Here is an 11,898-nt window from a genome sequence, read left to right as displayed (position 1 = left end):
TGTGGTAATAGAGGTGTTGGGCGGGAGCGTCCGGTGTAGCCGCAAGTGGACGTCAGTGAGATGCGGTAATAGCCGGGCCGGATAAGGAGACCGCTACCGTGCCCGCTTGCCGGACGGGGCGGAGGGAGGAAGAGGGGGAAATCGTGCCGTTGACGAACTGCCGCGCTTGCATGGCTGCCGCCAGAGCCCACCATGGCCCACGGCGGAAAGCGACCCGCCCGGAGACACAGACGGCTGCCCCGGGCGCTCTTGGGGGTCACTTGCTGCCGCGGATGGCGCGGATGACCTCGGCGACGGCCCGCAGGATGGCGGGGCGGGCCGCCCCGTCCGTGTTCTTGACCGCCATGGCCACGATGCCCACGGCTGCGATGGCCACCACCACGACACCGCAGACGCCCAGTACCACGATCCAGATCTCAAGGTTCATTACGCTGATTCCTCCCCGGGAGGGCCACCGCCCAGGTTGGCGGCGTCCGAGAGACAGGGTCTGGAGTCACACCGTGGGTGTCTGCGGTTGCTGGACCCGCTGGACGAGTTCGTTGAACTCCCTGATCACGCTGATTCCAGAGGTCCGTCCGGATGGACTGAATGGACTGGTGGACGGCCGATGAGCGAGGCGGGAAGCAATCTGAGCCCGGGGCGCGAGCAGCTGAGGAACGCTCTGGGGGATCTGCAACAAGAGGCAATTCGCATCAGGGCGGGGTGCGCTTGCAAACCTCCGAAGAGGCACCAGTGGACGCGCACCCATGCGCTTGAGGTCGCCTTCGAGAGGCGAGGACAATACACCCAGCCAGATCTGAAGCGCGCCGTAAAAAAGGCCAGCAACTGGTTCCGGCAGGGTGTCCCAGCCAAGGATTTCCTCGACCTGTGGGCACTGGTCGAGGTGCTTCTGGAGTGGTCCGGGAGTATCCCGGCCTCTGCCTCCAGCCGCCCCGCGGCGCGGCAGATCGAAGCCGCGAGGAGGCGGCAAAGGGAATGGAAGGACCATTGGTCCCAGGCTCAGAAGGAGTCTGGGGGAAAGACTGACACACGGCTGCTGGAAAACTACCTGAAAGCCGCCGCGCGGGCTGCCCGGGAACACCCCTACCCCGGCCTCACTGGCGAGACGGAACCGCCGCCGTTGGCCCAGGTCTATGTGTGTCAGCAGACTCACCCCCATGGCATCGGCCCCGACCAATATCTCGTGTCCACCGGGTCGGACGCTCCGCCGCGCTCCGCGGACCCTGCGCCAACGCCTGCCGGGGAAGTCTTCGCCGCAGCCAGCAGGGTATGTCTGCTGTTGGGTGGTCCCGGCGGCGGTAAATCCAGCCTGCTGCGTATCCACCTTGCCCACGCGGCCGAGTCCGGGATTCGCAAAGCTCCTGTGCCGGTCCTGGTCAACGCCTCCGCTTTGAGCGGTCCTGCACTTCTGCCAGCGGCGCTTGCCATCACAGCCCGCGCTCACCTCAAGAAGTACGGGCTGGTGGAGCTGGCCGAGGACTTCTTCCTCACGCCCCCACACGCTGGGGTGCCCTGGCTGGTGATGGTCGATGGCCTCGACGAACTCGCCAACAGTGACCAGCGCCGCACCGTTTTGAAGACCCTGATCCACGCCGCTGAGACCGCCCCCGAGCTGTACCGGTTCGTGGTAGCCACCCGCCCCCTCCCTGGCACCGAACTGGGCATTCCCGATGACGTGGCGCGATTCGAACTCCTGCCCTTCACCCCCGGCGACCTCGTCACCTATGCCGAGGCCTGGTTCAGCGGCCTGGACGACCCAGCCAGCCACGCCACTGCATTCCGCACCGCCGTCTGGGCTTCCCGCCTGCACGAGCTGGCCCGCATCCCGCTGATGGCCACGATGCTCTGCCAGCTCTACGCCGCCGACCCCTCCCGACCTCTGCCCCAGGGCCGCACGTCCGCCTACAAGGCGTTCACCGACCTGATCTACCGCAACAACAACTCCAAGCACATCGCGATCACTCAAACCGAGGCGATCAACCGCCTCGGGGAGATCTCCCAGGTCCTTCCAGACCGCCAGGCCATCACCCATGCCGCCGTTCAGGCACGAGACCACCTGCCCGACCTGATCAACCACCTGGCCCACCAACGCTTCCACGGCGACTCTCGGCCAGCCGCCGCTATCATCGCCACCCACCGCCGCAGTCGGCGCCCCGAAGCGCTGGACGAAGCACGCTGGTACCACTTTCTCGGCGACCTGCTCCGCCCTACCGGCCTGCTCACCGGGCACGCCGGCGACTACGTTTTCCTCCACCAGACCTTCCTGGAGTACTACGCCGCTCGCCACGCAGCCCGCACCGAGGAAATCCGCGCAGAGCTCCTTGACACTCTCTTGCCACCCGGGGACGTAGCCGGAGGCAACTGGAGACGACCGGGCGGAGACGCGTCCTTTTTCGGCTTTCTCCTGGACCAACTCCTCAGTCAGCAGGACTCCGCAGCCCCTACTGTCCAGCGTCTGCACGAACTCGCCGCCCAGGCAGACGAGCAGGCGTGTGAGTTCATCTGCGAGCAGGTGCGGCTGGGCACTGCCCTGCCCGCGGCCTCTACCGTCACCTGGCTCAGCCGCTTCGCTCGCGACTCTTCCCTGTACGGCTCCTGTCGTGTGAGGGCGGCCCAGTTGCTAGCCGATGTGGGTGAGCGGGATCTGGCGGTGGAAGCGCTGGACGATCTGACCTACGACTCTTCGACGTATGGCTCGCATCGCACAGCCGCAGCCGATTTGTTGGCCAAAATGGGTGAGCGGGATCGGGCGGCGGAAGCGCTGGAACGGCTAGCCGACGACTCCTCTATGGATGGCTCGGATCGTGTGGACGCGGCGTGTTCGCTGGACCGTATTGGTGAACGGGATCGGGCGTTGGCGGCGTGGAGCCATCTGGTCAACGACTTCGCTGTACGGGGCTCGGCTCGTGCGGCAGCTGCCCGGGAACTGGCATACCTGGGTAAGGAGGCCGGGCTGACGGAAGTGCTGCTTGGTGTGGTCAACGATCCCTACCAGCCCGAATCGGATCGTGTGGATGCGGCCCGGGCACTGGCTGAGATGGGAAGTTGGGAGGCCGGGGTGGAGGCCGCGAAGGTGCTGGAACGGTTGGTCGACGACCGCACCGTTTACGGGTTCGATCGTGTGGATGCGGCCCGGGCGCTGGTCGAGGTGGGTGAGGGGATTGATGCGCTGGTCACCTTGGCCAACGACTCCATGCTGCACGGCTCATACCGCGTGGACGCCGCCCGGTCATTCGTTGATGAGGCGGTGGAGGAACTGAGGCGGCTGGCCGACTACCGCACTGTGTACTCCTCGGATTGCGTGGAGGCGGTCCTGGCGCGCGTTGACGAGGCGTTGGACGCACTGAGCCGGCTGGTCGACGACTGCACCGTGGACGACTCGGATCGTGCGGATGCGGCCCGGACGCTGACTGGTATAGGTGACCGGAAGGAGCTGGCAGATGCACTCGAAAAGCTGGCCAACGACCCCACCCTGGAAGTCGAGCAGCGTGAAAACGCAGCCCGAACGCTGAACTCCATTTGCCATGGCCGACACCCCGAATGAACGTCGGGAGCATCCAACAGCGGACTCGCCGACGAGGACGACTGAAGCTTTTCAGACCCGCCATCCTCAGCTGTGCCCGGCGATCGGATGGCTGGTCGCACTGGCATTCGAGCTGGACTGGTCACCCGCCAAGGAGGTGCACCCCTGAGGGCTTCTGCGAGAGGATTTCGCGGCCGTGCTGTCGATCTCGCTGGTGACTACGATGCCGGGCGGTCTGGTGGCCGTCCTGGCCCCGTGCTGCTGGCTGCACAGACGGTTCGGGTTGGCGTTCGAGATGGTAGGTGGCGCAGTGCGTCGCTATGAGGTGTTCTTCCTGGGCTCGAGGCGCCGGTTGCCGTTCCGTCTGATGGTGTTCCTAGGCTGGGCGTGTGAAGCGGGACTACGTCAGCCCGGCCTGCCTTTTTCTACCCCGCGAACTCCAGCAGTGGCCGACTAAACTATCCCAAATAGGGCGGCTCTTAAGTGGTCCTGTGACGGAGGCGGACGAATATTGCCAGAAGCCGGTCAGTAAACACGAGCCTGTGATTCGCAGTGGCACCGACCGTGCGCGAACTCATTTAGACGATTCCGTAGCAGAGGGACGTCTCCTTATTCGGCAATACGTGACGAACACCAAGTGGGCGTAAAAGTTGTGGATTGCATCATTTTCTCACTTCATATGAGGATCTAGTTCTCGATGGAGTGAGATCCGCTGAGACAGTAGGCTCGAGCGAGCTCGACTTGAGGGGGTGGGCTGGATGATCCGTGCATACAAATTTCTGCTGCGGCCCACCGTCCGCCAGGGTCAGGCGTTGGGCGAGATGCTGCGGGATCACTGCTCCCTCTACAACGGGGCCCTGCAGGAACGCCGCGATGCCTACCGGCACGTGTCGAAGACCACCGTCAAGTACGGAGTGCAGTCCGCGCAGCTCAAGGAGATCAGGGCGTTCGACCCGGAGTGCCAGGGCCGCTGGTCCTTCAGCTCGCAGCAGGCCACTCTGCGCCGCCTGGACAAGGCGATGCAGGCGTTCTTCCGCCGCGTCAGATCCGGTGACACCCCGGGCTACCCCCGCTTTCGTGGGGTGAACCGGTTCGACACGGTGGAGTTCCCGAAGGACGGTGACGGCTGCCGCTGGGACTCCACGCCTCACGACCCGGTCACCCGCGTCCGCCTCCAGGGCGTCGGCCATGTCAGGGTCCACCGGCACCGCCCGGTGGCAGGCAGGGTCAAGACAGTGTCGGTCAAACGCGAGGGCCGTAAGTGGTTCGTTGTGCTCACCGCGGAGCAGGAAAGGCCTCAGCCGCTGCCCGCGACCGGCAGCGTGGCCGGGATCGACCTGGGCATCGTGAACTTCCTCGCCGACTCGAACGACGCCTTCGTACCCAACCCGCGCCACGGCCGCCGTGCGACCGCGAAACTCCAGGCCGCGCAGCAGGCCCTGTCCAGGTTCCCCCGTTGCAGGGCCAAGGACCGCACCGCCAATCACCAGCGGGCCGTGGAGAAGGTCGCCGAGCTGCACGGCAAGGTCCGGCGTCGGCGGCTTGATCACGCGCACAAGACCGCGCTCGACCTGGTCCGCGCGCACGACGTCATCGCGCACGAAGACCTCAAGATCCGCAATATGAGCAGGTCCCCCGCACCGAAACCCGACCCTGATCAGGCAGGCGTGTTCCTGCCGAACGGGGCCACCGCCAAGGCCGGGCTCAACCGCAGCATCGCTGACGCCGGATGGGGGGTGTTCCTGATGATCCTGCACGCCAAGGCTGAAAGCGCCGGACGGGAAGTGATCGCCGTGGACCCCCGCAACACTTCCCGCACCTGCCCCCGATGTGGGCACACCGCCGAGGAGAACCGGCCCGCACAGGAAAAGTTCCACTGCGTCGCCTGCGGTCACACCGCGCACGCCGACACGGTCGGAGCCATCAACGTTCTACGGGCCGGGCTGGTCCGTCGCGACGCCGACCTGGCGTAACGAGAAGCCCCCCGGCTTCAACGGGGGGAGGAGTCACACCGCTACCGTATGGACGTGCACCAGGCAAAAGAAACACCTGAACGGCCTCGCCCGGGCCGCTTCCACCGCGCTCGCGCGCTCTACCGGGACGTTTCCAAGCGCAGGACCGCCTGGCTGCTGATCAAGGACACCGTCAACTCGTGCATGGAGTACCGGATCCTCGGACTGGCGGCCGAGGCGGCCTTCTTCACGCTCCTGTCCGTCCCGCCGCTGCTGCTCAGCCTGATCGGACTGCTCGGCTACGTGGACGCCTGGACCGGCGCCGACACCATCGCCAGCCTGGAAGCGAACATCCTCAACGCCTCCCGCACGGTGCTCACCGACAAGGGCGTCCACCAGATCGCCGAGCCGATCCTGCACGACGTGATGAAGGGCGGACGGCCCGACATCATCTCCCTCGGCTTCCTGTTCGCCCTGTGGTCCGGCTCGCGCGCGGTGAACGTCTTCGTCGACACCATCACCGTGATGTACGGCCTCGACGGCACCCGGGGCATCGTCAAGACCCGGATGATGTCCTTCCTGCTGTTCATCGTGGCGCTGCTGATCGGCTCCGTCGCGCTCCCGCTGATGGTGGCGGGCCCGGACGCCGTGGTGAGCGTGGTGCCGTGGTCGACGACCCTCGTGCAGGTCCTGTACTGGCCGGTCGTCATCGTGCTGTCGGTCGCCTTCCTGACGACCCTGTACCACGTGTCCGTGCCCGTCCGTTCCCCCTGGGTCGAGGACGTGCCGGGCGCCCTGGTCGCCCTCGCCATGTGGGTCCTCGGAAGCTTCCTGCTGCGCATCTACCTGACGAACACCATCGAGGGCCCCACCATCTACGGCTCGCTCGCCGCGCCCGTGGCCGTCCTGCTGTGGATCGGGGTCGCCGCCTTCGCCGTCCTGGTCGGCGCGGCCGTCAACGCCGCCATCGACCGGGTCTGGCCGGCCGCCGCCACCGCCGCGGCCCGTGCCGCCAACGAACGGATGCGCGAGGCCCAGGCCGCCGAGTACGTGGCCCGCGCCGCCGCGCACCGCTCGTACGACGCCGACCCCGACGACCCGGACATGCCCTCCGAGTTCCCCGAACGCTGGTCGCGCTTCCTGCCCCCGGAGGACGTGACCTCCCGGCTGCGCACCCACGCCAAGAACACCCACCACACCCACCGCGCCCCCAAGAACGGCGAGGAGCACCCGCCGGAGGACTGACGGCCCCGGTTCCGCGGGAGCACCGGGGCCGCCCGGCGTAGCCTGGCGGGCATGTACGCGGAACGGGTGTCCCGGCTGCCGGGCGCCGTGCTCTGGAGCCGGACACCGGACGCCCCCGCGTCCGACGGCGGGGCCGCACCGGGCGGCGTGCGGGGCGCGGTGCTGCCCGACGGCTGCATGGATCTGCTGTGGACCGAGGGCAGACTGCTCGTCGCCGGTCCCGACACCGGACCCCACGTCCCGGAGGAGGCGCCCGGCGGCTGGGCGGGCGTCCGCTTCCACCCGGGGACCGCACCCGTACGGCTGGGCGTACCGGCGTACGAGCTCCGCGACCGGCGCGTGGAGCTGACCGACCTGTGGCCCGCCGCCGAGGTGCGTCGCCTCACCGCCCGGATCGACGCCGCCGCCGACCCGGTGGACGCCCTCGAAGAGGTCGCGCTGCTCCGGGCCGCGGAGGCCCCGCCCCCCGATCCACTGCTCCTGGACGTGGTCGCCGCCCTGGACGCGGGCCGCCCGGTCGCCGAGACGGCCGACCGGCTCGGCCTGGGGGCACGCCGGCTGCACCGCCGCTCGCTCGCCGCCTTCGGCTACGGCCCCAAGACCCTGGCCCGGATCCTCCGGCTCCAGCGCGCGCTCGCCCTGGCCCGCCGCGGCGTGCCCTTCGCGGAGACCGCGCTGCGCGCCGGATTCGCCGACCAGGCCCATCTGGCACGGGACGTACGGGAGCTGACGGGGGCCACGCTCGGCGAACTCGTCGGTCGCCGGTGACCAGTGCCGCGACAGGCACTAGCGTGAGGCGTCCGGTTCCGCGGGCAGCGGGGCGAACAGGTCGACGCCGTTGCCGTCCGGGTCGTGCACGACGGCGTACCGCATGCCCCAGAAGGCGTCCCACGGCTTGAGCTCACCGTGGTGGCCCGCGCCGACGAGCTCCTCGTAGACGGAGTCGACCTCGGCGGGGCTCTCGCAGCGGAAGGCGAGCGAGGCCCGCCCGCCGCCGCTCGGGGGCCGCCACCCGCTGTGGAACGAACGGATGGTGGCCTCCGTGTCCAGCGCGAGGCGCAGCCCGCCGGGCAGTTCGGCCTCGACGTGCGGCTCGTCGTGGGCGCCCTCGGGGAAGACGAGCCCGAGACGGCCGTAGAAGGCGACGGAGGCGGCCATGTCGGAGACGGCCAGCCCGATCACATCGAATCGTGGAGTCATACGGCCACCGTAGGCAGGCCGCGGGCGCCGGTCTTGAAGAAAACGGACACCCCCTTCGGACGCCCCTTCGGACACCCCCGTCGGACACCCCCGTCGGACGCGCCCGGCGCCCGCCCGGCCCCGTCGTGTTCGCCCGCGGGTCTGGGGCGGGGCCCGGACCGGCCCTAGGCTCCGGGGCATGGTCTTCCGCGTTCTCGTGTACACCCGTACGACCGGCTACCGGCACGACTCCATCCCGGCCGCCGTCGGCGCCGTGCGCGCCCTCGGCCGCGAGCACGGCTTCGAGGCCGACGCCACCGAGGACCCCGCGGTCCTGGAGGCCTCCCTCGACCCGTACGCGGCCGTCGTCTTCCTGTCGACGAGCGGCGAGGTGCTGACCCCGCGGGGCCGCGACCGGCTCGCGGCCCACGTCGAGGCCGGCGGCGGCTTCGTCGGGGTGCACGCCGCCGCCTGCACCGAGTACGACTGGCCCCACTACGGCGCACTGCTCGGCGCCCGCTTCGAGCGGCACCCGGACCTCCAGCCGGGCCGGGTCCTCGTCGAGGACCACGGGCACCCCGCGACCCGGCACCTGCCACCGGTCTGGGAGTTCACGGACGAGTGGTACGACTTCCGCTCCAACCCGCGCGAGGCGGCCGGCGTGCGCGTGCTCGCCTGTGCCGACGAGGCCTCCTACCTGGGCGGGGGCATGGGCGCCGACCACCCCCTCGTCTGGTGCCGGGAACAGGGCGCCGGCCGGGTCTTCTACACCGCGCTCGGCCACACCACGGAGGCCTACGAGGACCCGGACTTCCGCCGGCACCTGCTCGGCGGGATCCTGTGGGCGGCCCGGGCCTCGGAGCCCGCTCCCGACCGGGACCGCCGGCCCGCGTCCGGGCCGGGCCCGTCCTGACCCCGGCGGCCCGTGCCGCACACCGGTGTCGGCCGTCCGGGGGACCTCCGCAGGAATACCGGGACGCCCTGTGGTGCTCTGATCTCTACAGCGCGCGACGGTGAGGAGCTGGTCCCGGATGGCGGTGGACACGGTGGATCCGGTGGCGGAGACGAAGGACCCGGTGGTCTCCACCCCCTACGGAGCGGTGCGCGGCCGGTACGAGAACGGGATAGCCGTGTTCCGCGGCGTCCCCTACGCCGCCCCGCCCTTCGGCGCCCGCCGCTTCCGCCCGCCCGTCCCGCCCGAGCCCTGGGACGGCGTCCGGGACGCCGGCGCGTTCGGGCCGACCCCGCCGAAGCCGCCGTACTCCGAGGCGTTCTCCCGGCTCCTCGCCGACCCCGTCGTGCCCGGCGACGACTGCCTCAACCTCAACGTGTGGACCCCCGCGCCCGACCCCGCCGCCCGCCTGCCCGTCATGGTGTGGATCCACGGCGGGGCGCTGACCCGCGGCTCCTCGGCCGTGCCCGTGTACGACGGGCACGCCTTCGCCCGCGACGGCGTGGTCCTCGTGTCCATCAACTACCGCCTGGGAGTGGAGGGGTACGGGCTGTTCCCGGACGCGCCCGCCAACCCCGGACTGCGCGACCAGCTCGCCGCGCTGGAGTGGGTGCGGGAGTCCATCACCCGCTTCGGCGGGGACCCCGGCCGGGTGACCGTCTTCGGCGAGTCCGCCGGAGCCATCAGCATCGGCGCGCTGCTCGCCAGCCCCCGCGCCCGGGGCCTGTTCCGGCGGGCCGTGCTCCAGAGCGGGCCGCCCGAGGCGAGCGACCGGGACAAGGTCCGCCGCATGGTCCGCAGGATGGCCACCCGGCTGAAGATCCCCGCCACGGCGGAGGCCTTCGCCGCCGTGGACCGCGACCTGCTGCTGCGCACCCAGGCCGACGTGGGGCGGCTCAGCAGCCCGGTGCTCGGCGGACCCGCCTTCGGCATCGTCGTCGACGGCGACCTCGTACCGCGGGACCCGATGGAGGCCCTGGCCGAGGGCGCCGCGGCGGACGTCGGCCTGCTGCTCGGCTGGACCCGTGACGAGTACCGGCTGTGGCTCGTACCGGGCGGGCTCCTGGAGCGTGTCGACCGGCTCGGACCGGTCGCCCTGGCCGGCGCGATGGCCCGCTGCCACTGCGGCCACGAGGTGCCCCGCGGCTACCGCGCCCTCCACCCGCAGGACGGCACCGCCGATCTCGTCGGCCAGATGATCACCGACCATCTCCTGAGGGTGCCGCTGCACCGCCTCGCCGACGCGCGGAGCGGCACGGCCGGCGGCTCCTCCGGCCCGGACGCCCCCGGCGGGGACCGGGCGCCCGCGCACGTCTACGAGTTCGCCTGGCCCTCGAACGTGCCCGGTCTCGGCGCCTGCCACGCCCTGGAGCTGGGCTTCGTCTTCGACACGGCCGGGGTGCCGGAGGCGGCGAAGCTCGCGGGCGAGGGCGCTCCGCAGGAACTGGCGGACGCCCTGCACGGCGCGTGGGTCCGGTTCGCGGTCGACGGAGACCCGGGGTGGGCCGCCTGGGACGCCTCGCACCCCGTCCGGATCTTCGGGGCCGGCGACCCGCACACCGTGAACGGGCCGCGCGACCGCGAACTCGCCCTGTGGGAGGCGGAATCGGCCAGAGCCGCGGCCAGGCCCGCGGCCGGCGCCACCCGCAGGCACACCGGCAGGTCGACGGTGGGCGCCCTGGGCGCGCCGGTCCTCGCGTCCACCGCACAGCCCCCGGCCGACCCGGACCCCGTCGGTGTCCAAGCCCCGGCCCCGGCCGCTCCCGCCGCCTCCGGTCCCGCGGCTCCCGCATCCGGTCCCGCCGATCCCGTGGGCGGTCCGCCCGGGGCCGCGGAGGACCCGCCCGCGGCGGCACCTCCCGGCGTGGGCACGCCCGTACGCATCCCGACGCCGCTGGCGGTCGTACGCCGCTTCCGCCGCCCGGGCTCAGCGGGCCGCCACTGAGCCCGGGCGGACGGGGGGCACGCGGTGTTCCCCGAGCCCGGACCCGGACCCGGCGGGACCGAACCGGGGGGTGCGGACACCGAGGCTCTCAGTGGGTGCGGCGGCCGTGCGCCCGGGGTCAGGCGGCCCGCAGGGCCGAGCTGATGCCCGTGATCGCCTCCGGGCCCACCCGGCAGCAGCCGCCGATCAGCCGGGCCCCGGCCCGTTCCCATCCGTCGACCTGGGCGGCCGTGAACGTGGAGGCGCCGGTCCAGGCGCGGGCCGCCGCGTCCCAGGCCTCGCCGCTGTTCGGGTAGACCACGACCGGCTTCCCGGTCACGCGCGCGGCCGTGACCACGGCCGGCTCGACGTCCTCGGGGGCGCAGCAGTTGACCCCGACCGCGACGACCTCCTCCGCCTCGGCGGCCAGGGCGAACGCCTCCTCCAGCGGCTGCCCGGCCCGCGTGCGGTCACCGGCGACGCTGTACGACAGCCACGCCGGTACGCCGAGCCCGCGTATCCCCCGGAGCAGCGCCCGGGCCTCGTCGGCGTCCGGGACCGTCTCCAGGGCCAGTACGTCGGGCCCGGCGGCGGCCAGCACCTCGAGGCGCGGCGCGTGGAACCGCTCCAGTTCCGCGACGCTCAGCCCGTACCGCCCCCGGTACTCGGAGCCGTCCGCGAGCATCGCCCCGTACGGGCCCACCGACGCGGCGACCCACAGGGGCCGCGCCGCGCCCTTGGCGTGCGCGCGCCGGGCGGCCTCGCGGGCCGCCTCGACGCTGAGGCCGAGCAGCTCGGCGACCCGCTCGCGCGGGATGCCGCGCCGGGCGAAGCATTCGAAGGTGGCCTGGTAGCTGGAGGTGATCGCCACGTCCGCGCCCGCCTCGTAGTAGGCGAGATGCGCCTCGACGACCGCCTCGGGCCGGTCCGCGAGCAGCCGCGCCGACCACAGCGCGTCACTGAGGTCGTGTCCGGCCGCTTCGAGCTGGTTGGACATGCCTCCGTCGAGCACGACCGTGCCGGAGGACAGTGCGGCGGCGAGGGTGAGGGCGTTGTCACTGGCCATGACATGACGCTAGCCGAAACGGAGCACGGAGCCCCGTCCGGTCCGAGGGGCGGTCGT

The 11,898-nt window shown here is 71.0% G+C and carries 9 protein-coding genes; 6 read left to right on the top strand and 3 right to left on the bottom strand.

Translation table 11 applies throughout. The features are described 5' to 3' along the window. Positions 1 to 256 precede the first annotated feature (256 nt). The gene (locus tag ACFWI4_RS16380; RefSeq protein WP_387196193.1) at positions 257 to 427 is read right to left on the bottom strand and encodes a hypothetical protein; all 171 of its coding nucleotides are present in this window, start codon (positions 425 to 427) and stop codon (positions 257 to 259) included. 180 nt (positions 428 to 607) lie between these two features. Here ACFWI4_RS16380 and ACFWI4_RS16375 point away from each other — a divergent pair, with 180 nt between their 5' ends. The 4 genes from ACFWI4_RS16375 (at position 608) to ACFWI4_RS16360 (ending at position 7,488) form a co-directional block, all read left to right on the top strand. Continuing rightward, the gene (locus tag ACFWI4_RS16375) at positions 608 to 3,544 is read left to right on the top strand and encodes an NACHT domain-containing protein (RefSeq protein ID WP_387196190.1); all 2,937 of its coding nucleotides are present in this window, start codon (positions 608 to 610) and stop codon (positions 3,542 to 3,544) included. Positions 3,545 to 4,281: 737 nt separating this feature from the next. After that, on the top strand, positions 4,282 to 5,496 hold the full coding sequence (locus ACFWI4_RS16370; RefSeq protein ID WP_387196187.1) for an RNA-guided endonuclease InsQ/TnpB family protein: 1,215 nt from the start codon (positions 4,282 to 4,284) through the stop codon (positions 5,494 to 5,496). Positions 5,497 to 5,550: 54 nt separating this feature from the next. Next, positions 5,551 to 6,720: a YihY/virulence factor BrkB family protein gene (locus ACFWI4_RS16365; RefSeq protein WP_385394514.1), complete on the top strand. Its 1,170-nt coding sequence runs from the start codon at positions 5,551 to 5,553 to the stop codon at positions 6,718 to 6,720. Positions 6,721 to 6,771: 51 nt separating this feature from the next. Further along, positions 6,772 to 7,488: a helix-turn-helix domain-containing protein gene (locus tag ACFWI4_RS16360; RefSeq protein ID WP_387196184.1), complete on the top strand. Its 717-nt coding sequence runs from the start codon at positions 6,772 to 6,774 to the stop codon at positions 7,486 to 7,488. Positions 7,489 to 7,506: 18 nt separating this feature from the next. On the opposite strand, the gene ACFWI4_RS16355 is transcribed toward ACFWI4_RS16360, so the two are convergent. Further along, complete coding sequence (locus ACFWI4_RS16355; protein ID WP_387196182.1) at positions 7,507 to 7,920, bottom strand: VOC family protein; 414 nt, start codon at positions 7,918 to 7,920, stop codon at positions 7,507 to 7,509. Positions 7,921 to 8,098: 178 nt separating this feature from the next. Between ACFWI4_RS16355 and ACFWI4_RS16350 the strand changes: the two genes are divergently transcribed. Then, the gene (locus ACFWI4_RS16350) at positions 8,099 to 8,812 is read left to right on the top strand and encodes a ThuA domain-containing protein (protein WP_387196179.1); all 714 of its coding nucleotides are present in this window, start codon (positions 8,099 to 8,101) and stop codon (positions 8,810 to 8,812) included. 118 nt (positions 8,813 to 8,930) lie between these two features. Further along, positions 8,931 to 10,796 (top strand): carboxylesterase/lipase family protein, encoded by a 1,866-nt coding sequence (locus tag ACFWI4_RS16345; protein WP_387196176.1) that lies wholly within the window; start codon positions 8,931 to 8,933, stop codon positions 10,794 to 10,796. Between the two features lie 118 nt (positions 10,797 to 10,914). On the opposite strand, the gene mmuM is transcribed toward ACFWI4_RS16345, so the two are convergent. Then, positions 10,915 to 11,841, bottom strand: a complete 927-nt coding sequence (gene mmuM, locus ACFWI4_RS16340; RefSeq protein ID WP_387196173.1) for a homocysteine S-methyltransferase — start codon at positions 11,839 to 11,841, stop codon at positions 10,915 to 10,917. Between the last annotated feature and the right edge of the window lie 57 nt (positions 11,842 to 11,898).

This window comes from Streptomyces sp. NPDC127038 (genome assembly GCF_042725875.1).
GTDB lineage: Bacteria > Actinomycetota > Actinomycetes > Streptomycetales > Streptomycetaceae > Streptomyces.
This window is presented reverse-complemented; position numbering and strand designations above follow the sequence as displayed.

Coding starts and splice junctions, on each gene's coding strand:
- ACFWI4_RS16355 (WP_387196182.1), bottom strand. CDS start 7,920: ATGACTCCACGATTCGATGTGATCGGGCTGGCCGTCTCCGACATGGCC.
- ACFWI4_RS16380 (WP_387196193.1), bottom strand. CDS start 427: ATGAACCTTGAGATCTGGATCGTGGTACTGGGCGTCTGCGGTGTCGTG.
- ACFWI4_RS16350 (WP_387196179.1), top strand. CDS start 8,099: ATGGTCTTCCGCGTTCTCGTGTACACCCGTACGACCGGCTACCGGCAC.
- mmuM (WP_387196173.1), bottom strand. CDS start 11,841: ATGGCCAGTGACAACGCCCTCACCCTCGCCGCCGCACTGTCCTCCGGC.
- ACFWI4_RS16360 (WP_387196184.1), top strand. CDS start 6,772: ATGTACGCGGAACGGGTGTCCCGGCTGCCGGGCGCCGTGCTCTGGAGC.
- ACFWI4_RS16345 (WP_387196176.1), top strand. CDS start 8,931: ATGGCGGTGGACACGGTGGATCCGGTGGCGGAGACGAAGGACCCGGTG.
- ACFWI4_RS16370 (WP_387196187.1), top strand. CDS start 4,282: ATGATCCGTGCATACAAATTTCTGCTGCGGCCCACCGTCCGCCAGGGT.
- ACFWI4_RS16375 (WP_387196190.1), top strand. CDS start 608: ATGAGCGAGGCGGGAAGCAATCTGAGCCCGGGGCGCGAGCAGCTGAGG.